The sequence below is a fragment of the Pseudomonas sp. HLT2-19-2 genome (assembly GCF_054898005.1).
The window spans coordinates 4,004,846-4,031,844 of record NZ_CM142712.1 but is presented as its reverse complement, the minus strand read 5'-3'; the positions used below and the strand labels follow the sequence as shown (position 1 = coordinate 4,031,844).

General features: G+C 61.5%; 22 protein-coding genes. 16 read left to right on the top strand and 6 right to left on the bottom strand.

Annotated features, from left to right (window positions below):
* Positions 1–166: 166 nt before the first annotated feature.
* From ACYZTU_RS18720 to ACYZTU_RS18710, 3 genes are all read right to left on the bottom strand, one after another.
* A complete protein-coding gene (locus tag ACYZTU_RS18720) occupies positions 167–580 on the bottom strand; it encodes a VOC family protein (RefSeq protein ID WP_461964678.1) in 414 nt (137 codons plus the stop codon).
* A gap of 201 nt (positions 581–781) precedes the next feature.
* On the bottom strand, positions 782–1,384 hold the full coding sequence (locus ACYZTU_RS18715) for a TetR/AcrR family transcriptional regulator (protein ID WP_461964677.1): 603 nt from the start codon (positions 1,382–1,384) through the stop codon (positions 782–784).
* Positions 1,371–2,222, bottom strand: coding sequence for a 3-hydroxybutyryl-CoA dehydrogenase (locus ACYZTU_RS18710; protein ID WP_461964676.1), 852 nt, complete (start codon positions 2,220–2,222; stop codon positions 1,371–1,373). The genes ACYZTU_RS18715 and ACYZTU_RS18710 overlap by 14 nt, the downstream gene beginning before the upstream one ends.
* 166 nt (positions 2,223–2,388) lie before the next feature.
* On the opposite strand from ACYZTU_RS18710, the gene ACYZTU_RS18705 reads away from it, so the two are divergent.
* Complete coding sequence (locus ACYZTU_RS18705) at positions 2,389–3,408, top strand: AraC family transcriptional regulator (RefSeq protein ID WP_461964675.1); 1,020 nt, start codon at positions 2,389–2,391, stop codon at positions 3,406–3,408.
* On the top strand, positions 3,405–5,219 hold the full coding sequence (locus ACYZTU_RS18700; protein ID WP_461964674.1) for an ABC transporter ATP-binding protein: 1,815 nt from the start codon (positions 3,405–3,407) through the stop codon (positions 5,217–5,219). The genes ACYZTU_RS18705 and ACYZTU_RS18700 overlap by 4 nt, the downstream gene beginning before the upstream one ends.
* 41 nt (positions 5,220–5,260) lie before the next feature.
* Here ACYZTU_RS18700 and ACYZTU_RS18695 read toward each other — a convergent pair whose 3' ends face one another.
* The 3 genes from ACYZTU_RS18695 to gspG all read right to left on the bottom strand — a co-directional run bounded on the left by ACYZTU_RS18695 (position 5,261) and on the right by gspG (position 7,553).
* Positions 5,261–5,770, bottom strand: coding sequence for a hypothetical protein (locus ACYZTU_RS18695; RefSeq protein ID WP_461964673.1), 510 nt, complete (start codon positions 5,768–5,770; stop codon positions 5,261–5,263).
* 146 nt (positions 5,771–5,916) lie between these two features.
* Positions 5,917–7,104 (bottom strand): type II secretion system F family protein, encoded by a 1,188-nt coding sequence (locus ACYZTU_RS18690; protein WP_461964672.1) that lies wholly within the window; start codon positions 7,102–7,104, stop codon positions 5,917–5,919.
* A gap of 14 nt (positions 7,105–7,118) precedes the next feature.
* Positions 7,119–7,553: a type II secretion system major pseudopilin GspG gene (gspG, locus tag ACYZTU_RS18685; RefSeq protein WP_461964671.1), complete on the bottom strand. Its 435-nt coding sequence runs from the start codon at positions 7,551–7,553 to the stop codon at positions 7,119–7,121.
* A 194-nt stretch (positions 7,554–7,747) separates the two neighbouring features.
* Between gspG and ACYZTU_RS18680 the strand changes: the two genes are divergently transcribed.
* The 14 genes from ACYZTU_RS18680 to ACYZTU_RS18615 all read left to right on the top strand — a co-directional run bounded on the left by ACYZTU_RS18680 (position 7,748) and on the right by ACYZTU_RS18615 (position 26,998).
* Complete coding sequence (locus ACYZTU_RS18680; protein WP_461964670.1) at positions 7,748–8,356, top strand: lytic transglycosylase domain-containing protein; 609 nt, start codon at positions 7,748–7,750, stop codon at positions 8,354–8,356.
* Positions 8,357–8,561: 205 nt separating this feature from the next.
* Positions 8,562–14,348, top strand: a complete 5,787-nt coding sequence (gene mnxG / locus ACYZTU_RS18675; RefSeq protein ID WP_461964669.1) for a manganese-oxidizing multicopper oxidase MnxG — start codon at positions 8,562–8,564, stop codon at positions 14,346–14,348.
* A gap of 118 nt (positions 14,349–14,466) precedes the next feature.
* The gene (locus tag ACYZTU_RS18670) at positions 14,467–16,419 is read left to right on the top strand and encodes a YncE family protein (RefSeq protein ID WP_461964668.1); all 1,953 of its coding nucleotides are present in this window, start codon (positions 14,467–14,469) and stop codon (positions 16,417–16,419) included.
* Between the two features lie 12 nt (positions 16,420–16,431).
* Positions 16,432–17,088: an SCO family protein gene (locus ACYZTU_RS18665; protein WP_449645945.1), complete on the top strand. Its 657-nt coding sequence runs from the start codon at positions 16,432–16,434 to the stop codon at positions 17,086–17,088.
* A complete protein-coding gene (locus ACYZTU_RS18660; RefSeq protein WP_461964667.1) occupies positions 17,085–17,711 on the top strand; it encodes an SCO family protein in 627 nt (208 codons plus the stop codon). The genes ACYZTU_RS18665 and ACYZTU_RS18660 overlap by 4 nt, the downstream gene beginning before the upstream one ends.
* A 9-nt stretch (positions 17,712–17,720) precedes the next feature.
* On the top strand, positions 17,721–19,271 hold the full coding sequence (locus tag ACYZTU_RS18655) for a cytochrome c/ABC transporter substrate-binding protein (RefSeq protein ID WP_461964666.1): 1,551 nt from the start codon (positions 17,721–17,723) through the stop codon (positions 19,269–19,271).
* A 15-nt stretch (positions 19,272–19,286) separates the two neighbouring features.
* Positions 19,287–20,240: a peptidylprolyl isomerase gene (locus tag ACYZTU_RS18650; RefSeq protein WP_461964665.1), complete on the top strand. Its 954-nt coding sequence runs from the start codon at positions 19,287–19,289 to the stop codon at positions 20,238–20,240.
* A gap of 223 nt (positions 20,241–20,463) precedes the next feature.
* On the top strand, positions 20,464–20,997 hold the full coding sequence (locus ACYZTU_RS18645; protein WP_461964664.1) for a response regulator: 534 nt from the start codon (positions 20,464–20,466) through the stop codon (positions 20,995–20,997).
* 84 nt (positions 20,998–21,081) lie between these two features.
* Positions 21,082–22,788 carry a GspE/PulE family protein gene (locus ACYZTU_RS18640; protein WP_461964663.1) on the top strand — a complete coding sequence of 569 codons (1,707 nt, stop codon included), beginning with the start codon at positions 21,082–21,084 and terminating at the stop codon, positions 22,786–22,788.
* Entirely contained in the window at positions 22,769–23,572 is an 804-nt protein-coding gene (locus tag ACYZTU_RS18635; protein ID WP_461964662.1) for a hypothetical protein, read from the top strand. Before ACYZTU_RS18640 ends, ACYZTU_RS18635 begins: the two co-directional genes overlap by 20 nt.
* A 1-nt stretch (position 23,573) precedes the next feature.
* The gene (locus tag ACYZTU_RS18630) at positions 23,574–24,119 is read left to right on the top strand and encodes a PilN domain-containing protein (RefSeq protein ID WP_461964661.1); all 546 of its coding nucleotides are present in this window, start codon (positions 23,574–23,576) and stop codon (positions 24,117–24,119) included.
* Positions 24,106–24,654 (top strand): GspMb/PilO family protein, encoded by a 549-nt coding sequence (locus ACYZTU_RS18625; RefSeq protein WP_461964660.1) that lies wholly within the window; start codon positions 24,106–24,108, stop codon positions 24,652–24,654. The genes ACYZTU_RS18630 and ACYZTU_RS18625 overlap by 14 nt, the downstream gene beginning before the upstream one ends.
* A complete protein-coding gene (locus tag ACYZTU_RS18620; protein ID WP_461964659.1) occupies positions 24,654–25,172 on the top strand; it encodes a hypothetical protein in 519 nt (172 codons plus the stop codon). Before ACYZTU_RS18625 ends, ACYZTU_RS18620 begins: the two co-directional genes overlap by 1 nt.
* The gene (locus tag ACYZTU_RS18615; protein WP_461964658.1) at positions 25,169–26,998 is read left to right on the top strand and encodes a secretin N-terminal domain-containing protein; all 1,830 of its coding nucleotides are present in this window, start codon (positions 25,169–25,171) and stop codon (positions 26,996–26,998) included. Before ACYZTU_RS18620 ends, ACYZTU_RS18615 begins: the two co-directional genes overlap by 4 nt.
* The last annotated feature ends 1 nt before the right edge of the window (position 26,999 follow it).

The window sequence follows — 26,999 nt, the reverse complement described above, 5'->3', positions numbered from 1 at the left end:
TTCGGCAGAACGCATTCAGCGATCTCTGCAATAACCTCGGCAACGTGGGAATCCTCCGAACAATCCGCTGCCTTACAAGGTAGCGTGTTGAGGCAGACGGACCGGCAGTTGCTAGAAGCCCAATCTTTTCAGGTTGGACTTTTTTCATGCCTTGAGAAAGTGAGTTTCACTGATCTTTTTCGCAATTCACCATCCACGACACACCAAACCGATCCACCAGCATGCCGAAGCGAGCCGCCCAGAACGTGGCTTCCAGTGGCATTTCAACTTTGCCGCCGTCCGACAACGCAGAAAACACCCGCTCTGCCTCAGCAATGCTGTCGACGTTCAACGAAACCGAACAACCGCTCATTTCGTCAGTGGGACGGTCAGGTGTTGTGTCAGAGCCCATGATCGCCTGATCGCCTACCAGCAGGCGGGTGTGGATGATCAGGTTGTGGTAGTCCGCCGGAAAGTGCTCGCGCGCGGGGCTTTCGCCGAAGGTCATCATGACTTCGATCTGGCCTGGCAGGCTTTGGGCATAGAAGGTGAATGCGGCTTTGCAGTCGCCGTTGAAGTTCAGGTAGGGATTGATTTTCATTTTTGGCTCCCGGTGGCGGAGGTGGCGGAGGGAGGCTGGATTCACCTCCGGCTCCGCAGTGATTGGGCCCCATTTAGCTAAGCGTTATATGGCGCGATTGGCAGGAATCGTTTAGACGTTTTCTCTATTGAAGTGGCGTGGCTTATAGCTTCCGGCACCCACGGGTCAATCCACGATCACGGGGATATCGTCCTGGGTTCCTCAGGCCACTGCGCGTGGCGCCGAGGGGCGCAGCAAACGTTCGATGGCTCCACTCACCAGACTATCCAACAGCTCGACGCGCTCTCGCTCATCCAACGAATGTTGCGCCAGCCAGCCCGGTGCGCTGTTGAGTAAGTTGGATATTGCATGTCCGGCGGCCAGCAGACCCTCTTTACTGAAGTGGGACCGGGCCCCGAGCATCAGCAACAGTTTGCGCTCATATTGCTCGCGCAATTGCCGAACCCGTTCCTGCTGCTCTTCATTGAGGCATCCGCTGTCACGCTCTGCCAGACGAAAATGCCAGGGCATCTCCTGATGCAGGTTCAAATGCGCTCGGATAAGGGCATGGAGTTTGTCACGTTTTGCCGGGGCCTTTTGCTCGATGCGCTCCAGGGTTGCCAGCAGTTCTTCGTAGAATTCCTCGATCAGGTCGAGCAGCAAGTGCTGTTTGCTGGGGTAATGGTGATACAACGAGCCGGGGGCGAGCCCCAGGCAGTTCGCGAGCTCACGCATGCCGACCTGGCCGAAACCCTTGCTGGCGAACAACTCCAGCACCTTGTCCCGGTACTCGGCAAAGCGCGAGCAACGCTCAGGCATAGGCATGGAAGCCACGCCCCGTTTTGCGCCCCAGGTAGCCGGCGGCGACCATTTCCTTGAGCAATGGAGCAGGGCGGTATTTGCTGTCGTTGAAGCCATCGTAGAAGGCTTCGAGGATCGCCAGCACGGTGTCCAGACCGATCAGGTCGGCCAACGCCAGCGGCCCGATCGGCTGATTGCAGCCCAGGCGCATGCCGGCATCGATGTCTTCGGCACTGGCCAGGCCTTCCTGAAACACCAGAATCGCTTCGTTGATCATCGGCACCAGAATCCGGTTGACCACGAAACCCGGACGGTTGCCGGCGGTGATCGCGGTTTTGCCGAGTGTTGTCGCCATGTCCAGCGCCAGTGCGTGGGTGGTGTCGCTGGTTTGCAAACCGCGAATCACCTCGATCAGGCCCATCACCGGCACCGGGTTGAAGAAGTGCAGGCCGATGAAGCGTTCAGGCTGGCTCACGCTGGCAGCGAGCTGGGTGATGGACAGCGACGAAGTGTTGGAGGCGATCACGCACTCGGTGCTGACCTGCGCAGCGATTTGCTGCAGCACGCGCAGTTTCAGGTCGAGGTTTTCGGTGGCGGCTTCGATCACCATTTGCACGTTCAGCAGATTGCTGTAGTCGGTGCTGGTGTGGATTTTGTCGAGGGCGGCGAGCTTTTGCTCTTGCGTCAGCGTGTCCTTGGCGATCTGCCGATCGAGGTTTTTGCCCACGGTCGCGATGGCTTTTTGCAGGGCGCTCTCGGAGATGTCGAGCAAGGTCACGTTGAAACCGGCCAAGGCGCAGACTTGCGCAATGCCATTGCCCATGGTGCCTGCGCCGATCACGCCAATGTTTTGCAGATTCATGTTCCGTCCTTCCGATCAAACCCCGCGATACCTTGGCCGCCGTAGTGGCCGAAGGCGTACTATTGGCCGCGAGTCTAGAGCCGGCAGGGCGGTTGTCCTATGCCGAAACTGTTCAACGGCACTGGTGTTTTTTGCCATTTCAGGTGATGGGGAGAGAAGCGTTCACATGCGGGAAAAGGACTCGGTTGCCGCCTACTTCGTGCAGGCAATGATCCATGGGCTGGGGGAAGATCCGCAGCGTCTGAGGGTTGCGCTTGAACAGGCGGGCATCGACCCGACGTTGATGGAGCAGCCCACTGCGCGTGTGCCGGCGAGCGCGTTCGCCGCGTTGTGGTTGATACAGATCCGCGAACTGAACGATGAATTCTTCGGGCTCGACTCCCATGGCATGCCACCGGGCAGTTTCGCCCTGATCTGCCGGGCATTGATTCAGGAACCTGACCTGCACAAAGCCATGCGCCAGTGCCTGGCCAATTTCGCGCTGTTCCTCCACGACTTTCGCGGCACGCTGACGGTGCGCGGCAAACGCGCGGTGATCAGCTTGCAGAACCACTCGCCAAACTGCGACGTCAGTCGCTTGGGCGAGGAAACGTTTCTGGTGTTGATGATCAGTCTGCTGTGCTGGCTGGGTGGGCGGCGCATCCCCATCGATCGCGCAGACTTTCGCCATGAGCGTGTGTCGCTCAGCGATGACCGTTTGCTCTGGGGACCGAACCTGACCTTTGGTGCAGAGCGCACTGAGATCGAATTCGCCAGCCACTACCTGCGTCTGCCTGTGGTCCAGGATCTGACGTCGCTGAAGGTATTTTTGCGCACCGCGCCGCAATGGCTGGTGATCCGTTTTCGTAATCAGCACGGCCTGGCGTCGCAGGTCCATCAGCGCCTGCGTAGCAGCCATTACAGCCAGTGGCCGACCTTGCAGGCCTTCGCCCTGGAACAGCACCTGAGCCCCAGCACCTTTCGCCGAAAACTGGAGCGTGAAGGGTGTTCGTATCAGGAGATCAAGGACGAGGTACGCCGCGGTGTTGCGTTCGAGCAACTGCGTCAGAGCAAGGCGAGTATCAGCGATATTGCCGAGCAGCTTGGCTTTCAGGAGCCGAGTGCGTTCCATCGGGCGTTCAAGAAGTGGACGGGGGAAAGTCCGGGACGGTATCGGGCCAGGCATCAGGGGGAACTCACGGAGTGAACCCTGTTCTTGATCGTTTCACCTCATTACTTGACCAGGCGAGGCGCGCCTTACTGCTGGTCTGGGCAACGTCTCGCGGACTGTTTCTGGGATTGGTGCTGGCGACGCTGATCGCCGGGGTGCTTCCGGCAATGGCGGCCTGGTTGGGGCAGCAGATTGTCGATGCAGTGGTCACCGCCATGCAGTTGCACGAGCAGCAGGGCAGTGCGCCGTTGTGGCCGGTCGTGCGTTACGTGTTATTCGAAGCGGGCGTGCTTGCGTTGCTGTCCGGGGTCCAACGTGCGCTGTCAGTCCAGCAATCGCTATTGCGGGTGCAGTTGGGGCAGAAGGTCAACACGATGATTCTGGAAAAGGCCCAGACGTTATCGCTGGTGCAGTTCGAGAATTCCGAGTTCTACGACAAGCTGGTTCGGGTGCGACGCGAAGCTTCGACCCGGCCGCTGGCGCTGGTGATGAAGTCATTAGGGCTGATCCAGAACCTGATCGTGTTGATCAGTTTCGGTGTGTTGCTGGTGCATTTTTCGCCGTGGGCGTTGGTGCTGCTGGTGGTCGGCGCGTTACCGGTTTTCTTCGCCGAAGCGCATTTTTCTGGTGATGCTTTCAGGCTTTTCACGCGTCGCGCGCCGGAGAGTCGACAACAGAATTACATCGAGACGCTGCTCTCCCACGAGGGCTACATCAAGGAAGTCAAACTGTTCGGCTTCGCGCCGTTGCTGTTGAAGCGTTACCGCGAGACGTTCGCACGCCTCTATGCCGAAGACCGGCGCCTGACGCTACGTCGAGATGGCTGGGGATTTGTCCTCGGTCTACTGGGCACCGGCGCGTTTTATCTGGCGTATGCCTGGGTTGTGGTCGATACCGTCCACGGCAACATCACCCTCGGGCAGATGACCATGTACCTGGTGTTGTTCAAGCAGGGGCAGACGGCGGTCAGCAGTAGTTTGAGTGCGATCAGCGGTCTCTACGAGGATGGCCTTTACCTCTCCAGCCTCTATGAATACCTGGCCGAGCCTATTGTGGCGGATACCGGGCATCTCACCGTGGGCGCGATACCCGGCGATGGCCTGCGTTTCGAAAACGTCGGTTTCCGTTATCCGGGCGCCAGTCGCGCTGCGCTGGAAGGCATCGATCTTCACCTAGTACCCGGGCACAGTCTGGCGCTGGTGGGGGAGAACGGTTCGGGCAAGACCACGCTGATCAAATTACTGACTCGGCTGTACCGCCCTGATCAGGGTCGCATCCTGCTGGACGGCAGCGATCTGCAGACGTGGGAAGAAGACGCGCTGCGTCGGCGCATCGGGGTGATTTTTCAGGACTATATCCGCTACCAATTCTCCGTCGGCGAGAACATTGGTGTGGGTGACACGCTGGCGTTCAACGATGAGCAGCGCTGGCAGGAAGCTGCCGCCGAGGGCATGGCCGCCCCCTTCATCGAGGGACTGGATCGAGGGTATGCCACGCAATTAGGGCGGTGGTTCGCCGGGGGGCAGGAGTTGTCCGGCGGGCAATGGCAGAAGATTGCGTTGTCGCGCGCCTACATGCGGCGCAACGCGGATATCCTGATTCTGGATGAGCCGACCTCGGCACTCGACCCGGCGGCGGAAGCGGCGGTGTTCGAGCATTTTAGTGTGCACACCGAAGGCCGCATGACGTTGCTGATTTCCCACCGGTTTTCCAGCGTGCGCAATGCGGATCACATCATCGTGCTAGATCAGGGCGCGATCCTTGAGCGGGGCGATCACGACAGTTTGGCGGCGGCGGGTGGGCGCTATGCACAGCTGTTTGATTTACAGGCCCGCGGTTACCGATAGATCTCAAGACTCCCGAGAAACCCGAGTCACCGCCGGGGTTGTCAGTTCCTTTTGTCATCGCCCGGTTCACCGCCGACATGCACGCCGTGGTCGTCACCGACTTCACCCGAGCGATGCACACCGTGGTCATCGCCCACTTCACCGGCACGATGAACGCCGTGATCATCCCCAGGTTCAGCGTGAGTGCCACTGCGCCCGGAGGAGGATGAGGCTGAGTTGCCGGAATGCCCCGAGCCATGGTCGCTGCCACTGTGGCCGCTGCTGCTATTGCCGCTATTGCCGCCACTGCCGCTTCCACCATGACCACCACCATTGCCGCCATTGCCGCCACTGCCGCTTCCACCGTGACCGCCGCCATTGCCGCCGCCACCGTTTCCACCGCCGCCTCCACTACCTCCGCCGCCACCGTGACCGCCTCCACCACCTCCACCACTGCCTCCGTCTTTGGCTTGAGCACTCGACATACCGGACAGGTTGTCCGGGATCAGAACGGTGGATGCCGACAGAACTGCACCAACAGCCAATGCCAGCAAAAGCTTTTTCATGTGCATATCGTTCTCCGTCTTCTTATTCAGATTGAAACGTTGATGAATGCAACTTGTTGCTTGATTCAGTCGGTAAACACCTCAACGTATGGATTTATTCAGTTGTATCGTCGATGAGCTCTAAAACGTCCATCTCGATCCCGTTCCAGGGGTCAGTGAATACTTGAGGCCAGCTCGAAAATCGGGATGTACATCAGGATCACGATCACCCCTATCAGCAGGCCGATGAAGGTCATGAGCAAGGGCTCGAACAACCGCACAAACCATTCGATCCAGCGGCTGATTTCTTCGTCGTAGAAGTCGGCGCTGCGCTCCATCATTTGCCCAAGGTTGCCGGACTGCTCGCCGGCGCGCAGCAAGCGCAGGGACACAGGGGTCACCAGATGATTGAGCTCCAGCGCGGCCGACAGCGACTGACCCTCGCGCACCCGTTCGCAGGCCTGGTCCAGGCGCACGCGGGAGGCGACGGTGAGCAGGCCGCGAACCATGCTCATGGCGGTGACGAGGGGAATACCGCCTTGCAGCAGAATCCCCAGCGAGCGATAGAACCGCGCCAGTTCGTACATGAAGATGCGTTGATGGACTGCCGGGAGTTTTTCAATCACGCGGTCGACGCCCCGACGAAAGGCTGGTTGGCGCTGGAGGAAGCCGAGGGCGACGATGATCGCCAGCAATGCGCCGAAGAATTCGCCCTGATGGGCGTGGAGGAACATCCCGCTGCTCATCAGGATCTGCGACAGCCACGGCAGGTTCGAGCCCAGCCCTTCGAACACCAGGCTGAAGCGCGGGACCACGTAGCCCATCAGAAACAACACCACGCCACTTCCCACCACCAGCAACAGCATGGGGTAGATCGAAGCGCTGACAATTTTTTGCCGGACTTCGTCCATGCGCTGGCGATAGCTGACATATCGGCCCAGGGCATCGCCCACGGCGCCGGTCTTCTCGCTGGACTGTACTAGCGCAACATAGAGAGGGGGGAAAACCGCCGACAACTGACCGAGCGCCTGGGAGAACGATTTGCCTTCGTAAAGCAGGCGCACCAGTTCGCTCAAGGTTTTGCGGGCCTGAGGCGCGTTCTCTTTTTCCGCCAGGCTTTCCAGCGCATCGATCAGCGGCAGGCCGGCATTGAGCAGCGTGGTCAGTTCCTGGCTGAACAGAACCAGGTTGAAAGTCTCGCGCTGTCGTAAGCGCAACGCACGCCAGTGCCGCTCGGCGTACAGGCTCACCACCCGATAGCCCTGGTCTTCGACGATGCGCCGGGCTTCGCTGTGGCCGAGCGCCTCGACGGTCATCGAGACTACGCCGGCCTTGCCAACGGCTTTGAGATGAAATCGCATGGTTGCCACTCCCGTCATTGCCAGCTGGTGACTTCTGCGTTTTCGCCTTCGCCGCCGGGTTGGCCGTCCTTGCCCATGGACAGCAAGTCGTATTCGCCGTTTTCACCGGGGTAGCGATAGGCGTAGTTACGGCCCCACGGATCCTGCGGCAGTTTTTTCTGAAGGTAAGGGCCGGTCCAGCGGGTTTCATCGCTGGGCGCGGTGACCAGCGCCTGCAAACCCTGTTCGGTCGACGGGTAGTGACCGACCTCCAGACGGTACAGATCCAACGCTTTGCCCAGGCCTTCTATTTGCGCCTTGGCCACCTTCACTTCGGAGCGGCCCAGTTGGGCGAAATACTTCGGCGCAACGATGCCGGCCAACAGCCCCAGCACCACTAACACCACCAACAGTTCGAGCAGGGTGAACCCGCTTTGAGTACGCGGGGTGGAACGCAAACGCTGATTCATGATGACCTCACACAGTTGGCAGATGGGTCGCCGTGAAGGGTTATGCAATTGCCATGCACATGCTCGGACATTCTTCTGCACCCCCTGAATTACGGGCCTTCGCGCATCCGGCACAGTGCTTGCGTATGGCTGCTTTACTACCGGCCATTGGGGCATTAGCCCCATTTTTCGGGGCCGGCAGGGGAGGCAAAATTATGAAAACACTCACCACAGGACTGCTCGGTCTGCTGATGCTGACCGGCGTCGTACAGGCCGATGTGTTCGTTTCCGTGGACACCAAGGGCAGCTACGTTCTGTCCAATGTCCACCGTCCCGGCCGCACCTATGAACGGGTGATTCACGAGCCCGAACCCGCCAGGGTCAGCGTGGATCAACAACCACAGATGATTGCCCGACAACCCTATGCCGAACTGGTCTCGGCCGCTGCTACGGCCAATCAGTTACCGGCGGCGCTGTTGCATGCAGTGATTCAGGCCGAGTCCGCCTACGACTCCGGCGCGCGGTCACCCAAGGGGGCGGGAGGGTTGATGCAGTTGATGCCCGACACCGCTCGGGAACTGGGGGTGAAAGACGTCTATGACCCCAAGGCCAACATCCAGGGCGGCGCCCGTTATCTGAAGCACCTGATGACCCTGTTTGACAACGACATCAGCCTCGCCGTGGCGGCTTACAACGCCGGGCCGCAAGCGGTGCTCAGCCGTGGCGGGGTGATCCCGCCGTTCGCCGAAACCCAGCGATACGTGCCCAGTGTCTTGCGCCAATACCGGCGCTTGCAGGGCCTGTCCGCGGATGCGCCGCTGTAACGGCGAGCGTGGGGGCGCGTTCCCCCAATAGTGGGGCATGGGGGCCCCGGCGGAAAAGTGGGGAATAAGTGGGGAATATCCCCCGAGTTATTAAGTCGTTTACGTAAGTGACTGAAAAACATCTAAATTATTTATGGCATGCGGATTGCTCAAGGGATTTGTCAAGAACTATTCCCTGTGAGCACCCACAGCGAGGCCCGTGATCATGACCGGCATACCCAACGCCCCGTCCGTTTTTAGATTGCTGCTGTTGGTGGTGTCGATGCTTGGTATCGAGCTGGCCGAGGCGGCCGTGCGCTGCGAGCGCAATCTGGTGGCCAATGTCGTGGCGTTGGATCAGCCGCTGATGTTCAACCGCCTCGGCGCGCAGAACGTCAACGGCATGATGTTCGCCCTGCGCCGCGATGTGGTCGATGACCACGAGATGTCTCTGGCTCAAGGCGGAGCGGCGGTGCCGGGCAACGTGTCGCTGCGGCCCGACAAACGTCCGCGTCCATTGGTGCTGCGCGTCGCCGCCGGTGACTGCCTGACCATCAACCTGCAGAACTTGCTCGCCTACCAGGCCAACCCCGGCAGCCACGAAGATGGGGGGGAGGAAGAGGGTGAGATTGGGGGTGAGGTCGAAATCGGCAACGAAGACGAATTCAAGGTCGATGAGCAGGTCGCCGACCGCCACGTCGGCTTCCAGGTCAATGGCCTGCAAGCGGTCAACAGCATCGACGACATTGCGTCCTATACCGGTCGCAACGCCAATACCTTGATTCCCCCCGGCGCCACCCGTTCCTACACCTTGTACGCCGAGCGCGAAGGGGCGTTTGCCGCCAGCAGCCGCGGTGCGACTTTTGGTGGGGAAGGGGATGCGGGCAACGTGGCCAACGGGCTGTTCGGCCAGGTGGTGGTGGTGCCCAAGGGCGGCCGCACCTATCGCAACACCGTGACCGAAGAGGAAATGCGCCTGGCCAGCGTCGGTCGGACCCCGGTCGGTCAGCCGATCGTCGATTACCAGGCGCGCTACCCACAGCGCGAGCCGTGGATCCGTGAAGGCAAGGCTGGCACGCCGATCATCAACATGGTCGACGGTAATGAAATCATTTCCAGCGAGAGTGACGCGGTCGTGATGGGCAGCAACGCCGATGGCAGCTTCCCGCCGTCGACCTATCCGCTGGAAGCCATCGGCAAACGCAACCCGGCGATCCCGAATCGTCTGGAACCGTTCCGCGATTTCGCCTCGCAGTTCCAGGATGAAACCGCCGCGACTCAAGCGTTCCCCGCTTACTGGGCAGACCCGGTGATGGCTCACGTGCTGGAGCCGACCCGCGACTCGTTCATGATCAACTATGGCTCCGGCGGCATGGGCGCCGAAGTGGTTGCCAACCGTTTGGGCGTCGGGCCGATGCACGATTGCCTGTCCTGCGCCTATGAAGAATTCTTCCTCAGTTCCCACACCGTCGGCGATGTGGCGATGCTGGTGGACGTGCCGGCCAACGCCGGCCTGGAAGGCATTCTGCCCGGTCAAGTGCCGAGCGCCGATCAGGTCGGGGTCAAGGCGACCATGGCGCTGTATCCGTCCGAGCCGTCCAACGTCAACCACAGCTACATCGGTGACTTCATCAAATTCCGCAACACCCACAACGGCCACGAACAGCACATCTTCCACCTGCACGGGCATCAGTGGTTGTTCAACCCCAACGACGACAACTCCGACTATGTGGACGCCCAAGGCATTGGTCCGGGCGCCGGCTACACCTACGAAATCGCCAACGGTGGTTCGGGCAACCGCAACCGGGTTGCGGGCGATGCGATCTATCACTGCCACTTCTATCCGCACTTTGCCCAAGGCATGTGGAGCATGTGGCGGGTGCATGACGTCTTTGAAGAAGGCACCAAACTCGAGGTTTCCCAGCAGGGCACAGACGGATATCACAGCGAACCTTATGCGCTGCGCAGCGGTAAACCGGCTGCAGGCGCCCGGGCCTTGCCCGATGGCGAGATCGTTGCCGGTACACCGATTCCAGCCGTAGTGCCGCTGCCCGGCAAAGCCATGGCACCGATGCCGGGCAAAGTCGCGGTCGTGCCGAAAATCGGCGAAACCCTGCTGGCTGGTGGCGATGACGGCGCTCGAACCATCGGCTCCCTCGCCCTGGTGGATCGCAGCGAAGCCAACCGCACTGCCGACGGCAGCCTGAAAAACCCTGGCTATCCGTTCTGGATTGGCGGTATGGAAAGCTCGGTCGGCCAGCGTCCACCGACCCCACCGCTGGACATGCTCGACGCTGCCAAGGCGCAGTCCCTGAAAACCAGCGGCAACGCCTTGTGGGCCAACCTCGACCCGGCTCAGTCCGGTGGCTGGGACGGCGGTCTGGGGCGCCATACGCTGGACGGCTTCTCCTCCGGTGGCCAGGCGCAAACCATTACCACGTCCCTGGATTTCTCCAAGAAAGTGACCCGGGCCAAGCCGATTTACATGCCGGAAGAGGGCACCGAAGTCGAACAGGCGGCCATGGCGTTCCATGCCAAAAAAGACCATCCGAGTTTCGCCGTGCTACCCGGCAATCAAGTCGTGGCGCGCAACTTCCGCACCAACGGTGCCTTGCCGATAGCGGGCGCACCGTATTACGAACCGTGCATGGATGATCGGCAAAAACGCCTGACCAGCAGCGCCGGCACCGGCGAGTTCGCCAGTGGCGAACGGATCGACGGCATGTCCTTCACCGGTACGTCGTCGTTCACTGCCGACCGTCCACGCGTCTACAAAGCCGCAAACATCCAGTTCGACGCGGTCTACAACAAGGTCGGTTACCACTTCCCGCAAGCACGCATTCTCGCGCTGTGGGAAGACGCCTGGCCGGTGATTACCAAGCAGCGTCCGCCAGAGCCTTTGGTGATGCGCATGAACACCTTCGACTGCGTGCAATACCAGCAAACCAACCTGGTGCCGTCCACCTATGAAATGGACGACTATCAGGTGCGCACGCCAACCGACGTGATCGGTCAGCACATTCACCTGCCGAAATGGGACCTGACGGCCGCCGATGGTTCGGCCAACGGCTGGAACTACGAAGACGGCGTCCTTTCCCCGGGGGCAGTGCAAGAACGCATCCGCGCGATTCGCGAGTTCAACCAATGCGAAGGCACCGACCCGCGTGACGGCACGCCGGCCTGTCCGAAAGCTAAAAATCACCCGTACTTCGGTCAATTTGGCCGTGCTGACTGGGTCGGCGCGCGCACAGCGATGCAGCGCTGGTTTGTCGATCCGGTGGTGAACACCAAAGGTGTCGATCGTGGCCTGGGGACCATTTTTACCCACGACCACTTAGGCCCATCGACTCACCAACAGGTCGGTCTGTACGCCACTGTGCTGGCCGAGCCGGCCGGTTCCACCTGGTTCCACGCTGAAACCGGCGAGCCGTTGTACAGCGGCGCGCGGCAGGATGGCGGGCCGACTTCATGGCAAGCGGTGATTTCCACTGGTGACATCGATGGTGACGGCAAGAACGATAGCTTCCGTGAGTTCTTCCTTGAGTACAGCGACTTCCAGCACGCCTATGAAGCGGGTGTGTATGTTGGCGCCGGCCCCAATGGTGTGCCCGATCCGCAAGCCTTCCCGGCCACCGCCAACAGCTTCCGCTACGCGATCAACCCGCCGGTGCGCAATAACGCCAGCAACCTGCTGGAAGGGATCGTCGAAGTGCAAGGCGGGCAAGTGCCCGGTTGCCCAAGCCGGCCATGCCCACAAGCCATATCGGTGGATGACCCTGGCATGTTCGTGGTCAATTACCGCAACGAACCGCTGGCCCTGCGGGTGTACGACCCGAACAAGGTCGGCCCGGACGGCAAGCGCGGCATGCAGGCCGACGGCCTCGGCGGCGACCTGGCGTACGCCATGCAAAGCCGCACCGACCGCGCCATCCCGGCGATGAACCTGGCGCCGAACCTGGTGACCGCGGCCACCGGTCCCACTGGCGGCACTACGCTGTTCCCGCCGCACATCAACCGTGGCGGCGCAGAACCGGGTGACCCGTTCACCCCGATGCTGCGTACCTATACCGGTGACAACGTGCGGCTGCGGGTGCATGCCGGCGGTCACGAAGAAGAGCACAACGTGACCCTGCATGGCGTGAAATGGCTGCAAAGCGGTTCCGGGTTCGGCAACAGCTCCAACTCGGGCTGGCGTTCGTCGCAGATGGTCGGGATCTCCGAGCAATTGGGCTTCAATGCACCGGTGTCGATGGTCTCCAGCTCGGCCGCGACCACGGGTGACTACCTGTACTCGATGGACGCCTCCCTGGAAGGATACTGGAGCGGGATCTGGGGCGTGATGCGCAACTACACGGCCCAGCGCAGCGATCTGTTCGCGCTGCCGAACAACGCGAAGCCGATGGGTATGCGCAACACTGTGGCGTTCGATGGTATCTGCCCACGGTACGGCGCCAACCCGAATGGCATCGGTACCCGGCCGACCGTGCAACGCAACTATGAAGTGGTCGCGGCGCTGGCCAACGACATCCTTGGCAACCCGCTGAACCTGTCCATCGGCGATCCGGCGGGGATGGGTCAGCATGTCGGTGGGCCGTTGAATCCGGCGGGCGGCACCCTGGTGTTCAACTCGCGTCCCGTGAGCATTGCGCAGGTCACCGTGACCGATCCCGAAGACGGTGAGACCTTCACCATCGGCGGGCAAAGCGGGCCGCTGCATGACCCGACGGCGATCCTTTATGTGCGCAAGGGCGATCTCGACCCGATCACCGGCAAGCTCAAACCCGGTGTGCCTGTCGAACCGCTGGTGCTGCGCGCAGCGGCCGGTGATTGCATCAAAATCACCCTGGAAAACCGTCTGCCCATGATCATGCCGGACCTGACCCAGACAGCGGTGATGCAAGGCATGGTCAAACGTGATCGCAACAGCGGCCTGGGGGCGACCACCTTCAGCAATAACCTGATGCGGCCGTCCAGCCACGTTGGCCTGCACGCGCAACTGCTGGCGTACGACATCACCAAATCCGACGGCACCAACGTCGGCACCAACTCGATCCAGACCGTGCCGCCGCGTGTTGGCAGTGTCGGCGCGTACCCGACGCGTACCTATCAGTACTACGCCGGGCACCTGGAGCGTGAAGGCAAGCCGATCACGCAACTGGGCCGCAGTGTCGACAACATCAACGCCACGGCGGTGGAGTTCGGCGGGTTGAATTTCACCCCGGCGGACGTCATCAAACAGCCGCAGAAAGGCCTGGGCGGGGCGATGAGCATCCTGCCGATCGGGGCGACCTGGGTTGACGATGCGCGCAAAGTGACGGCGACTGTCACCGCTGCGGGGCAAACCACCTACCGCGACTTTGCGATGGTCTGGCAAAAAGCCCTGAACATCCGCTGGGCCAACGGCCGACCGGTCGAAGGCATTGCCGCCGAAGGCTTGGGTGTGCCGACCGATCCGCAGGACAACTCGAGCATGGCCATCAACTACAAGGCCGAGCCACTGTGGTTCCGCTTCGGGCTGGCACCGGATGCGCCGTTCGGCCGTGCCGACGGCCATGGTTATGGTGACGTGCCCAATGCGCACATGGCTTACAGCAACGCGCTGGTGGGAGGCGATCCGCAAACGCCGGTGCTGTATGTGAAGCCGGGGCAACCGTTCCGCACCCACATCATGATGCCCACCGGTGGCAGCCGCGGTACGACCTTCCAGCTTGACGGTCACGTCTGGTCGGTCAACCCGTTCCAGTCGGAGAAGAGCGATACCGGCGGTTATCCGACGAATACACCAGGGGTGGGTTCGGTGCGGTTCGGCTACAACCCGATGTCGATGTACATCGGCGCCCGCGAAAGCATCCTGCCGGCGGCGCACTTCAGCTTCATGCACCCGAGCGCCGGGGGCAGCAACGCGATACCGGGCGACTACCTGTTCCGTGATTACGGCGCTTATGGCAACACCGCCGGGCTTTGGGGATTGCTGCGGGTGACCAACGAACCTGAACCGGCTCCGGCACCGTAGGTGTAGGAGCGAAGGGGTCACTTCGGTTTTGGCGGAGTAGCGGATGACGCCTTCGCGGGCAAGCCTCGCTCCTACAGGGGGCGGTGCGGCAGCATGGATCTGTAAGGGGAGAAACGATATGAACAGGACCATCATAGTGGCCGTTTGGGCGCTGGTTGTAGGATTGGCGCTGATCTGGCTGGGGGTATGGCGCGCGTCGCAGCCGCTTATGCTCAACGACGTGGCACTGCCGAAGACCTGGAGCAAAAACACGCTGGTGCGCGACGGGTTGTCGGTGGCGCTCGAGGTGCGGCCGCTGGCGGAGGACGGCGTGCTGCGCGAGGGTGGATTCGCCGATGTGCGCTTCCGGGTCACTGACAGCGCTTCGGGCCAACCCTTGTCGGGTGTGAACCCAGGGGCCTGGCTCGATCCGGAAACCGTCGCCGCCGACAAGGCTCAAGGCCGGGAGCACAGCTGCAAATCCCGGGTCGGGGTGTTTCTGAAATCGAGCATCGGCGCGCGGCCGTTGCTCGACCTGAACAGCTACTTCCTGCTGGTGATGAACCGCGATGCCAGCGTCTCGGTGGTCGACCCGTCGGTGTCGGTGGGCGGGATCACCAGCACGATGGCGCGGATTGATATCAAGCAGCCGCCAATGGACTGGGTGACGCCCCGTGACAACAAGCGGGTGTTCGTTTCGATGCCAACGGCCGCTGAGATTGCGGTGATCGACAGCGAGCAATTCAAGTTGATCGACTCGGTTGCCGCTGGCAGCAACCCGGTGCGGCTGGCATTGCAACCGGATGAGCGTCTGCTGTGGGTCGGCAACAACGCGAAGTCGGCCGAGGAGTCCGGGGTGACGGTGATCGACACGCGCAGCCTCAAGACCCTCAAGCACCTGGCCACCGGTGCCGGGCATCACGAAATCGCCTTCAGCAAGGACAGCCGTTTTGCCTTCGTCACCAACCGCGATGACGGGACGCTGAGCATTATCGACATCGCCAGCCTGACCATCAGCAAGCAACTCAAAACCGGCTCGCACCCGTTGTCAGTGGCGTACTCGCCGCTGTCCCAGGCGGTGTATGTCGCCGACGGCAAGGACGGCACGGTGACCGTGGTCGACACCGCCAGCCTCGCGGTTCGGCGGGTGATCAAAATGAAACAGGGCCTGGGCCCGATGGGCTTCAGTGCTGACGGTCGTTTCGGCATCGTGCTCAACACCCTGGAGAACCAGGCCTCGGTGATCGACGCGGCCACCGATTCGTTGATCCATGAACTGAACGTGTCCACCGAACCCTATCAAGTGGTGTTCACCAAGGCCTATGCCTACATTCGCGGACTGGCCTCGGCCAAGGTCACGATGATCAACCTGTCATCCCTCGGCGAGGGCCGCACGCCCATCAGCCAGGGTTTTGAAGCCGGGCCTCAGGCGCCACGGTTGGCGGGTGATTTGCCGTTGGCATCGAGCCTGGCCGTGTCGCGGGACGACAACGCGGTGTTTGTGGTCAACCCGGTGGACAACACCACCTACTTCTACGCCGAAGGCATGAACGCACCGATGTCCGGCTACCCCAATCGCGGGCAAGTGGCGCGGGCGGCGATGGTCATCGACCGCAGCCTGCGCGAAGTCGAGCCGGGGCTGTACAGCGCCCGGATCAAACTGCCCGCCGCCGGGCGTTTCGACGTGGCCTTCCTGCTGAACCAGCCGAACATCATCCATTGCTTCACGGCATTGGTTGAGCCGGATAAAAACCTCAACCCGCACGCGGGTGTGCCGAAGGTGGAATTCATGCTCGACAAATCCACGGCAGCGCTCGGCAGTCCTTACGTGGTGCGCTTTCGCATCGTTCAGGGCAAACAGAAGGTCCAGCGCAGCGGGGTCAAGGACGTTCAGGTGCGCTACTTCCGGGCCCCGACATCCCGGGCCCAGGAAGTCGCCGCGCAAGAAGTGGGCGATGGGGTGTATGAAGCCCCGGTGACCCTCGACCAGAACGGCGCCTGGTACCTGCACGTGCGGGCGGCGTCGCTGGGCGCGAGTTTCGACGACAAGACTTTTGCCAGCGTTCGGGTCCTGCCCGGCGATGCCCACTAAAAGGAGTTCGACATGAACCGATTCGCACACCGTGGACTGCTGACGTTCTGCCTGTTGGCCGCCGGTATCGGTCAGGCCCTGGCCCACTCGGCGGATGAGCACGCCGGTCACGAAATGCCGGCCAAAAGCGCCCGTTCGGAGAGCGCCCAGGTCAAGTTCGCCAACGTGGCGCTGGTGGACCAGAACGGCAAACCGGTGCGCCTGGAACAAGACCTGGTCACCAACAAGATTGTGGTCATGAGCTTCATCTACACCCGTTGCACCACGGTCTGTCCAGTGGTGTCGTCGATCATGGGCAAGGTGCAAAAGCAGCTGGGTGCGCGGGTCGGCGGCGAGGTGCAGCTGGTGTCGATCAGCATCGACCCGCAGCGCGACGACGCCAAACGCCTGAACGACTACGCCCGCAACTTCCAGAACGGTCCGGGCTGGAGCTGGCTGACCGGCAGCTTGCAGTCGATCAACGAAACGCTCAAGGGCCTGGGCACCTTCAGCGGGGACTTCAAAAGCCATCAGCCATTGATTCTGGTGGGGGACGGCAACAGCCGCCACTGGACCCGCTACTACGGCTTCACCGACTCGACGGTGCTAACCCGTGAAGTGGAGAGACTCAGCGGCCAGCGCAACGTCCACGCCAAGCACACCGCTATCGCTATGGAGCAGCAGCCATGAGAGCCCTCGACTGGATCACCCTGACGGTTTGCTTTTACCTGTTCAGTTCGCTGACGTTCGCCCACGAAGGGCACGAAGAGCCGGCACCCGCGGTGGCCGCCGTTGCCGCACCGCCAGCCAGCGGTACCCGCGATGCGAGAACCTGGTTTACCGACACGCCGTTGCAGGACCAGAACGGCGAGACCCTGCGTTTCTACAGCGACGCGCTGCAGAACCGCGTGGTGCTGCTCAATGTGATTTTTACGAGTTGCAACGATGCCTGCCCGCTGATCACCCGCAAGCTCAAGGAGGTGCGTGAGTTACTGGGCGACAAGGCTGACGGCATCACTTTTATCTCCCTTACCAGTGATCCGCTGCGGGACACCCCGGCGGTACTCAAGGCTTACACCTTGAAGCAGGGCGTCGATGGTCCCCACTGGCTTTTTCTTACTGGCGACAAGGCGCAGATGGACCTGGTACTGGGGCGCATCGGCCAGATCGTGCCAACTCCCGAGCAGCATTCAACACAACTGATCGTGGGTGACGTGGCCAACAAACGCTGGAGCAAAATCCGTCCCGATGCCCCGGCCGCCGCCATTGCCCAGCGCTTGCAATTGCTGACAATGCCCGTGGCCGGCCGTTGAGCCTGCGCCATGAAAACCTCACTCATCCTCGGTCTGTTACTGCTCGGCGGCCTCCATTTCGCCGCCGAAGCGTTGCCGCTGAGCCCCGATGAAAGCGCCGGTAAACGGCTGTATCGAGAGGGTCTGTCCGGGAGTGGCGAGCCGATCATGGCGCGGGTCGGGGCGGCGGGTATGCTGTTGCCGGCCACCAGCCTGCCGTGCGCCAACTGCCACGGCGCCGATGGCCTGGGGCGGCCCGAAGGCGGGGTGCGACCGCCGGATCTCAGCTGGTCGCGGCTCACCAGTACCTACGGCCAGCAGCAAATCAATGGCCGTCATTACCCTGCGTATACCGAAGGCACGTTGGCGCGTGCCATTCAGGAAGGGCGTGATCCGGGCAACAATCGGCTCGATCCGGCGATGCCGCGATTTGTCCTGTCGACGAATGATCAGCGCAACCTCACGGCCTACCTCAAACGCGTGGCCGATGACCGCGACCCCGGCCTGGCCTCCGACAGTCTGCACCTGGGCACGTTGTTGCCACGCCAGGGATCGTTGAGCGAGGAGGGTGCCACGGTGGCGGCGGTGCTCAAGGGCAGCGTCGCGCGAATCAACGAAGCGGGCGGGGTTCATGGCCGGCAGTTGCGCCTGACCATCGTCGATCCGGGCCCGGACCGCGCCAGTGCCGAGCAGGCGCTGGATCGATTGATCGAGCAAGAACAGGTGTTCGCCCTGATCGCGCCGCTGGCACCGGCACTGGACCTGGACCTGGCCGCGCGCCTGGAGCGGGCCGGCATTCCGCTGATCGGACCGCTGTCGTTGCTGGGCACGGCGCAATCCAGTCGGCAGATTTTCGAACCGCTGCCGGGTTTGCGCGAGCAACTGATCGCCCTGGCCGATTACGCCACCGACCGTTTGCGGGTGCTCCAGGGGCCGACGCTGATCACCTACCCGGACGAGCCCAGTCAACGGTTGGCGGCGCAGAACCTCGGCCAGTACCTGCAAGATCACGCCTGGCAAAAGGTCAGTCTGAAAGCCTACGACTCGGCGCAGGACGAACTGCCACTGGGCTCGCGTTCGGTGTTTTACCTGGGCAGCGGCGGCGGTTTCAGTCGCCTCGCCGAGCGCTTGCAGGCGGCGGGGCAGGTGCCTTACCTGTTCGCCGCGTCGAACCAAGTGGCGGGTGATCTGTTGCAGGTGCCCAGTGCTTTTTCCCGGCGGGTGTTTCTGGCTTATCCGTTCGTACCCAGTGACTGGACGCTGGCTGGACGCCTGGCCCTGACCCAATTGCGCAAGCATCAGGGGCTCGGCGGTCAGCATGCAGTGCTGCAAGTCGGCGCGTTCAGTTCGATGTTGCTGCTCAGCGAAGGCATGAAACAGGCCGGGCGCGATGCCAGCCGCGAGAAACTCATCAGTGCGCTGGAAGGCCTGCACGACTTCGATACCGGGCTGACCCCGCTGATCAGCTTCGGCCCGGGCCGCCGCCTGGGCTTGAGCGGCGCGCATATCGTCACCGTGGACTTGCCCGGCCAGCGCTTTTATCTGGTCGCTCCCTACAAACCTATTGCCGCTACACCCTGACCGGAGGTCTCGATCATGATGCTCAAGACGCTGCTGCTCCTGTTCACGATGTGGGTGCCCTTGGCGTTCTGCAGCGATGGCCCGGCCGCCGCGCGGGTCAATGACGAGGAAATTTCCGAGTTTCGCCTGGAGCGCTATTTCGCCGAGTATCTGGAGGACCAGGGGCGGGCGCTGGGCAGCATCCGCAATCCCAAGGCCTACAAGCAGTTGCGTCAGTCGGCACTGACGGCCTTGATTGACAAAGAATTGCTGTGGCAGGAAGCCGTCAAACGCGGGGTGGTGATCAGTGACGAGGTGGTGCAAAGCCAGGTCGATCAGACCCGGCAAGCCATGGGCGGTGCCGACGTATTCGCCCGGCGCCTCGAAGACGCCGGTTTTGACGAGGCCGCGTATACCGAGTACACCCGCCGTGAGCTCGCGGCCCAGCGGGTGTTTGCTGACCTCGCCAAGGTCGCCGGGCCAGACGAAAAAAAGGTCCATGCGTTCTATGAGGAGCATCGCGCCGAGATGAGCCGGCCGGAAGAAATCCAGGCACGGCACATTCTGATCAAAGTGCCTCAAGGTGCTGATTCCGCCACAGTTGAAGCAGCCCGGCTACGCTTAGAGGAGATGCGTGTGAAAATCAGTCAGGGTGAGGACTTTGCCAGCGTGGCCCGGGCCGGTTCCGAAGACGCTTCTGCGAGCGAGGGCGGTGATCTGGGCTATTTTCCGCGTGGGCGGATGACGCCGGAATTCGAAGCAGTGGCCTTTGCCCTGGCACCGGGGGCTGTCAGTACACCGGTGCGTACACCGTTGGGCTGGCATTTAATCTACCTGCAGAACCGCCTGGAGGCGACCGATGTCTCAGAGGTGCAAGGGCTTGAAATGGTCAGGGCTTACCTAGCCCGACAGCAACAGGCTCAGGCTCGTCTACAGGTTCTCGCACAGCTGCGATCAAGCAATCGAATCGAACGGATTGACGATGATTGAAGGTTCCCCCCCCAATAGTGGGGAATAGCTTCAAGGCACATCCGAGCGCTTCCCCGCCTTTGGGGGGTGGAGTTTCTGGATGAAATGGTTTTTTCATGAAAATCAAAGACCTGCAACGGTAAAAGAACCGGCGCTCAGCCTGGCATGAAGTGTGCGTTAGCCTCAGTGAAGGCGCGTACTCCCAGGGCTGGAACATCGGACCTGCGGTTTCAAGGAGTCGACCTTGTTAAACAAAGTACTGGTTGTCGAAGACGAACAGCTCCTTGCCGAAAACCTCAAGGATTACCTTCAGGCGCAAGAGCTCGACGTCCGGATCGCACATGACGGTGTGACGGGTATCGGTGAAGCCGAACAGTTTGCACCTGATGTGATGGTGTTCGATTACCGCTTGCCCGACATGGAAGGCTTTGAGGTGCTCGATGCTGTCCGCCAGAACAGGAAGTGTCATTTTGTGCTGATTACCGGGCACCCAACCGCTGAAGTCTGTGAGCGGGCCCGGCAACTGGGAGTCAGCCATATCCTGTTCAAACCGTTTCCAATGGCGGAATTGGCCCGAGCAGTCTGCGACCTTCTGGGGATGAAGCGCGAACTCAAAGCAGGCATGAGCACATCCGAAGGTTTTGTCGAACGACGCCAGAGCAGGACCGAGAGTTTCCCGCTGCAGTTGTACGACGGCAGTTGGGTGCTGGCAGATCGTCGACGAAGTCCATCGACCTCCAAGGCACCAGACGACGAACAATTGCTCACCGGGAAGTAGTGGCGCGACAAGACGTTCCGGCATCCGCCGCAATGGCCTGCCGCGTCGACAGGGCTCAAAGCCCCCGGCGTTGGAGAGCATGCCATGGACCGTCTATCCCTTGCCGTCGAACCGGCGCTGTTGGACTGTGTATCGTCTCGATTTTCCAGTGAGCAACTGGCTCAGGCCCGGGCCAGGGCCACCCGTTCCGGCGAACGTATCCTGGAAGCCCTTGGGGTGTTGTGCGAACTGGCCCCCATGCCCTTCATCCACTGCCTCGGCGCTACCCTGCATTATCCGGTGCTCGACACCGACGCCCTGTTTCAAGCCACCCCGGTGTTCGACCGGGTCACCCTGGCCCAATGCCTCAAACGCGAATTCATCCTGCTGCGTCACGACGATGCGGTCATTGGTGTGTTTGCCGACCCCTTCGACACGACTCGCCTGGCCTGGATCGACGACTGCCTGCACGGCGCGCCGCTGTACCTGGTGCATGCCGACGACCTGAAAGCCTACCTGGCACGCCACGAAGAGAGCTTCCACGCCGTGGAATCGCTCAACGCCCAAGCCGACGCCAATATCGAAATTGATACCCTGCAAAGCCTGTCCCTGACCAGCATCAGCGAAGACGCCAGCGTGGTGGTCAAACTGGTCAACTCGACCCTCTACGACGCGCTGAAAATGCACGCCAGCGATATCCATCTGGGCACCACCGGCAGCGGCCTGGTGATCAAGTACCGGATCGATGGCGTGCTGAACAACATCAGCAAAATCCAGGGCAGCGAATTCGCCGAGCAAGTGATTTCCCGGGTCAAGGTCATGGCCGAACTGGATATCGGCGAAAAACGCGTGCCCCAGGACGGTCGCTTCAAGATCGGCATCAGCGGCCGGCAGATCGACTTTCGGGTCTCGATCATGCCGAGCATTTTCGGCGAAGACGCGGTACTGCGGGTCCTAGACAAACAGGACCTGGCCGACAAGGTCTGCGGCGTGCAGTTGCAAGCCCTGGGCTTCGAAGACGAAACCCTGCGCCATCTGCGTCGGCTGGCGGCCGAGCCTTACGGCATGGTGCTGGTGACCGGCCCGACCGGTAGCGGCAAAACCACCACGTTGTACGCGATGATCACCGAGATCAACCACGGCGTTGAAAAGATCATCACCATTGAAGATCCGGTGGAGTACCAACTGCCGGGTGTGCTGCAAATCCCGGTCAACGAAAAAAAAGGCCTGACCTTCGCTCGTGGTTTGCGCTCGATTCTGCGCCATGACCCGGACAAGATCATGGTCGGTGAAATCCGCGACCCCGACACCGCACAGATCGCCGTGCAATCGGCGCTCACCGGGCACCTGGTGTTTACCACCATTCACGCCAACAACGTGTTCGACGTGATCGGCCGCTTCACCCAGATGGAAATCGACCCTTACAGCCTCGTTTCGGCACTCAATGCCGTGCTGGCCCAGCGCTTGATTCGACTGGTCTGCGCCAGTTGCAGTGCGCCGGCCAATCCGACCGAAGAAGAGTTGCGCCTCTCCGGCCTCGATCCGCAAAAGGTCGATCACTACCACTTCGTCCACGGCAAGGGCTGCGGCCATTGCCGGGGCACCGGTTACCGCGGGCGTACAGCGATTGCCGAACTGCTGCACCTCGACGACGAGCTGCGGCAAATGATCGTCGAGCGTCAACCCATTTCGAAAATCAAGGCCCTGGCGTGCAGCCGTGGCTTGCGCCTGTTGCGCGAGTCGGCACTGGAGCTGGTTGCAGAGGGGCGGACCACGCTCGAGGAGATCAATCGTGTCACTTTTATCTCGTGATCGTTTTGTCGCCGTGCTCGGCGCCAGTGGTGTCGGTCTGGGCCAGCGCCGTGGCAGTGAAACCCTGTGGCTGGGCAGCGTCGGTTTTATCGACGAAGGCTTCCATGCCTGGGCCGTGGCGCTGGAAACGCTCGACCGTCTGCTGGCCGAACACACCCATCCCGGTGCCGAATTGAGTGTGGTGATCTCCGGGCACTTCAGCCGCTTCTGTCTGGTGCCCTGGAGCGAACAGATCAGCAGCTCTGCCGAATTGCTTGGGTTTGCCCAACTGTGTTTCGAAGACCTTTATGGTGTGCCGACTCAACCCTGGAGCATGGTGCTGTCGGCTGAACCGGCGGGCTACGACCGGGTCGCCACCGCGCTGCCGCAAGACTTGCTGACGCAGTTGCGCACGCAGGTCGCTGCTGGTGGCCTGCGCCTGCGTTCGGTGCAGCCGTACCTGATGGCGGCGTTCAATCATTTCGATAAAAGCTTCGACGCCGAAGACTTCCTGTTCGTGGTCGCCGAGCCGGTGCGCAGCGTGTTGCTGCTGGCCCGGGAAGGGCGCTGGACATCGGTGCGTTCGGTGGGCAGCAGCGACAGCGACGCCGCACTGACGGCATTGATCGGTCGTGAAAACCAATTACAGGCGTCCATCAGCGACCGGCCGCTGAGCGTTTATCTGCATGCGCCGGCGCGCATTGACTCGCACCCTGACGTACCCGGTGCGCACCTGCGCACCCTCGAAGAAGACCGGACATCCGTACGCGATGGCTTGTACGTCATGTCCCGGGCGGTGGCCTGATATGCGCGCCCTGATGCTCGATTTCCAGCCGCCTCGCCGCTCGGGCCCTTTGGGCTGGAGCCTGCTGGCCGGTGGCGTGGTGCTGACGCTGACCTGCTTGCTGGTTCAGCAACACCTCAGTGAACAGGCCGCGCAACAACAAGGTCATTTGCAAACCGCCCAGCGCGGACTCACCGGCGACACCGGCGGCAAAGTCGGCCTGACCCCGGCCGAAACCCGCGAACAGGCACACAACCTGGCCGAGATGCGCAAGGTATCCCAGCAATTGCGCCGGCCTTGGGAGCGTCTGTTCGCCATGCTCGAAGCCATGCCCCGGGACGACATTGCTTTATTGACCCTGACCCCGGATGCCCGCAAAGGCCAAGTGCGAATCAGCGCCGAAGCGCGGGATCTGGAAGCCATGCTCGACTTCCACCGCAGCCTCGAAGCCAGCGACGAGCTGTCCGATGTGTCGCTGCTCAGCCACGAAATCGTTGCGAACGTGCCGGAACACCCGGTGCAATTCAACCTGTCGGCTACCTGGGAGATTGGCGATGCAAATCCCTAGATTGATCGTCCACGAACACTTGCAAGGCTTGGGCACTCCCGGCCTGGCAGGGCTGGCGATGTTGCTGCTGGCGCTGGCGTATGGCCTGGTGGGCCTGATGCCTGACTGGCAGTCGCTGCAAACCCTCAGCCAACAGACTCGGGAAGCCGGCGAATACCTGGCCAACGTCGAAGACGGCACGGTTGCCGCTCCGGTGGTGCCGCAACGTCAGCTCGACGATTTCCGCAGCAAGTTGCCGTCCCAGCCTCAGGCCACCGTGGCCATCGACAAGATCTACGCGCTGGCGGCCCAGGAACACATCACCCTGGCGCGCGGTGAATATTCCCTGGGCATCGACCCCAAAACGCACCTGGCCCGGTATCAGATTCTGCTGCCGGTGCGCGGCAGCTACCCGCAACTGCGGCGCTTCCTGCATGCCTTGCTCGGCCAGTTGCCGGCGGTGGTGGTGGAAGACGTGGAGTTCCAGCGTAAAAAAATCGCCGACACCGACCTCACCGGGCGGATCCGCATGACCCTTTACCTGTCGAGGTCATGATGAATACCAAACGCGTAGTGGGCTGGGTGGCGTTCTTCGGCATGGCGGCGGCGCTGTCCTGGCTGCCTGAATATTTCACGTCGTCGCAGCAGGGCGATGCTTCGGTTGCCGCCCTGGCTACCCCGGCTAAAAGCAAAATCCGCGGTGCGCTGCCCGCCACGTCCGCCGGTAAAACTGCGGCGGCAGTCAAGGACCTGGGCCCGGCTGGCGACCTGTTCGCCGCCCGTAGCTGGAAGGCTGCGCAGCAGCTCGCCACCGTCACTGAACAACCCGTCAACCTGACCCCGGTCGTGCAAGCCCCCAGCGCACCACCGATGCCTTTCCAGTTCATTGGCAAGCTGAGTGACCGTTCGGACCTGCAAGTGTTTTTGCAGAACGGCGAAAAAATATACGTCGTACGCAAGGGGGATGTGATCGACGAAACCTGGCGGATAGAAGGGATTTCCGATGTGGAACTCAGCTTTGTCTACCTGCCTCTGCATTTGTCTCAGACTTTGTCTGTGGGGAGCACGCAATGAACAGATCCCGTTTGCTGATGAGCCTTTGCCTTTGTGCAGGGTTGGCCGCGTGCAGTTCCGCGCAGGTCGCCAAGCAAGAGGCGACCGACCTGATGGAGTCGGGACAGTACGAAGCCGGCCTGGCCCGCATCCAGGAAGGGCTGAAGGAAAACCCTCGCAACACCGAGCTGCACCTGGCCCTGAACAGCGGCCGTGCCCGTGCGGTGACGGCGCTGTTGACCCAGGGCGACATGGATCGCGCCCAGCGTGATTTCGCTTCTGCCCGCCAAGCTTACAGCCGGGTGTTGACCATCGAACCGAACAACCGCCGAGCCCAAGACTCGCTGCGCCAGCTTGATCACATGCGCAGCCTGGATGAGAAACTCGAATTGGCCCGTGGCGACCTGCGTCGCGGCGACATCTACGGTGCCGACCGTCAGGTGAAACAGATCCTCGATCTGGACCCGAAAAATGAAGGGGCGCTGGAGCTGCAAAGCAACGTCCGCCTGGTGCAAAGCCGCAACGTGATTGCGTATCCACAACTGCGGACCCGTCTCGACCGTCCGGTGACCCTGGAATTTCGCGACGCCAACTTGAAAACCATCTTCGAAGTGCTGTCGCAGGTCGCCGGTTTGAATTTCATCTTCGACAAGGACCTGCGCCCGGACATGAAAGCCACGATCTTCGTGCGTGACGTGCGCATCGAAGACGCTGTGGAATTGCTGCTGCAACAGAACCAGTTGCACCAGAAGGTGGTGAACGAAAACACCTTGCTGATCTACCCGGACTCGCCGCAGAAGCTCAAGGATTATCAAGAGCTGGTGATGCGCACCTTCTACCTGACCAGCATCGATGCCAACACCGCGCTGAACATGATCAAAACCATGCTCAAGACCCGCGATGTGTTCGTCGATGAACGCCTCAATACCCTGACCATGCGCGACTCTGAAGACGCGATCCGCATGGCCGAAAAACTCCTGCAATCGCAGGATCAGTCCAACCCTGAAGTGGTGCTGGAAGTGGAGGTGATGGAAGTCGCCACCCAGCGGATTCTCGACCTTGGCCTGCAATGGCCGAACACCTTCGGCGTGGTCAACAGCGACGGCTCGGCCGTGACCCTGCTCGATCAACTCAAAGGCATCAACTCCAGCCGGATCTCCATCTCGCCGTCGCCGCAGGCCAAGATCAACGCCCAGGACAACGACATCAACACCCTGGCCAGCCCGGTGATTCGGGTCAGCAACCGCGAACAGGCGCGCATCCACATCGGTCAGCGCGTGCCGATCATCAGCGCCACCTCGGTGCCCTCGACTCAAGGCCCGGTGATCACTGAAAGCGTCACCTACCTGGACGTCGGTCTGAAGCTCGAAGTGCAGCCGACCGTGCATTTGAACAACGAAGTGGCGATCAAAATTGCCCTGGAAGTGAGTAACGCCACGCCACTGGAACCGACCCGTCAGGGCACCATTCCGGTCCAGGTCGACACCCGCAACGCCCAGACCACCTTGCGTCTGCATGACGGCGAAACCCAGATCCTCGCCGGCCTGATGCGCAACGACCATGGCGCCACCGGCAACAAGATCCCCGGCCTTGGCGATATTCCCGGCCTGGGCCGCTTGTTTGGCAGCAACAAGGACACGGTCGGCAAGTCGGAGCTGGTGCTGTCGATCACGCCGCGGATCGTGCGCAATCTGCCGTACCAGAGCCCGTCGGACATGGAGTTCACCACCGGTACCGAAACCAGCATGCACATTCAGGCACCGGACCGTGGGGTGGACTCGGCGATTCGCTCAGAGACCCTCGGTGCTCCGGTTGCCTCCACCCACGTTGGCGTCGAGAAGCCTTGAT

Excerpts from the sequence above, each read along its gene's own strand:
- ACYZTU_RS18720 (WP_461964678.1), bottom strand. The coding sequence starts at position 580 with ATGAAAATCAATCCCTACCTGAACTTCAACGGCGACTGCAAAGCCGCA.
- ACYZTU_RS18715 (WP_461964677.1), bottom strand. The coding sequence starts at position 1,384 with ATGCCTATGCCTGAGCGTTGCTCGCGCTTTGCCGAGTACCGGGACAAG.
- ACYZTU_RS18710 (WP_461964676.1), bottom strand. The coding sequence starts at position 2,222 with ATGAATCTGCAAAACATTGGCGTGATCGGCGCAGGCACCATGGGCAAT.
- ACYZTU_RS18705 (WP_461964675.1), top strand. The coding sequence starts at position 2,389 with ATGCGGGAAAAGGACTCGGTTGCCGCCTACTTCGTGCAGGCAATGATC.
- ACYZTU_RS18695 (WP_461964673.1), bottom strand. The coding sequence starts at position 5,770 with ATGCACATGAAAAAGCTTTTGCTGGCATTGGCTGTTGGTGCAGTTCTG.
- ACYZTU_RS18690 (WP_461964672.1), bottom strand. The coding sequence starts at position 7,104 with ATGCGATTTCATCTCAAAGCCGTTGGCAAGGCCGGCGTAGTCTCGATG.
- gspG (WP_461964671.1), bottom strand. The coding sequence starts at position 7,553 with ATGAATCAGCGTTTGCGTTCCACCCCGCGTACTCAAAGCGGGTTCACC.
- ACYZTU_RS18680 (WP_461964670.1), top strand. The coding sequence starts at position 7,748 with ATGAAAACACTCACCACAGGACTGCTCGGTCTGCTGATGCTGACCGGC.
- mnxG (WP_461964669.1), top strand. The coding sequence starts at position 8,562 with ATGACCGGCATACCCAACGCCCCGTCCGTTTTTAGATTGCTGCTGTTG.
- ACYZTU_RS18670 (WP_461964668.1), top strand. The coding sequence starts at position 14,467 with ATGAACAGGACCATCATAGTGGCCGTTTGGGCGCTGGTTGTAGGATTG.
- ACYZTU_RS18665 (WP_449645945.1), top strand. The coding sequence starts at position 16,432 with ATGAACCGATTCGCACACCGTGGACTGCTGACGTTCTGCCTGTTGGCC.
- ACYZTU_RS18660 (WP_461964667.1), top strand. The coding sequence starts at position 17,085 with ATGAGAGCCCTCGACTGGATCACCCTGACGGTTTGCTTTTACCTGTTC.
- ACYZTU_RS18655 (WP_461964666.1), top strand. The coding sequence starts at position 17,721 with ATGAAAACCTCACTCATCCTCGGTCTGTTACTGCTCGGCGGCCTCCAT.
- ACYZTU_RS18650 (WP_461964665.1), top strand. The coding sequence starts at position 19,287 with ATGATGCTCAAGACGCTGCTGCTCCTGTTCACGATGTGGGTGCCCTTG.
- ACYZTU_RS18640 (WP_461964663.1), top strand. The coding sequence starts at position 21,082 with ATGGACCGTCTATCCCTTGCCGTCGAACCGGCGCTGTTGGACTGTGTA.
- ACYZTU_RS18630 (WP_461964661.1), top strand. The coding sequence starts at position 23,574 with ATGCGCGCCCTGATGCTCGATTTCCAGCCGCCTCGCCGCTCGGGCCCT.
- ACYZTU_RS18625 (WP_461964660.1), top strand. The coding sequence starts at position 24,106 with ATGCAAATCCCTAGATTGATCGTCCACGAACACTTGCAAGGCTTGGGC.
- ACYZTU_RS18620 (WP_461964659.1), top strand. The coding sequence starts at position 24,654 with ATGAATACCAAACGCGTAGTGGGCTGGGTGGCGTTCTTCGGCATGGCG.
- ACYZTU_RS18615 (WP_461964658.1), top strand. The coding sequence starts at position 25,169 with ATGAACAGATCCCGTTTGCTGATGAGCCTTTGCCTTTGTGCAGGGTTG.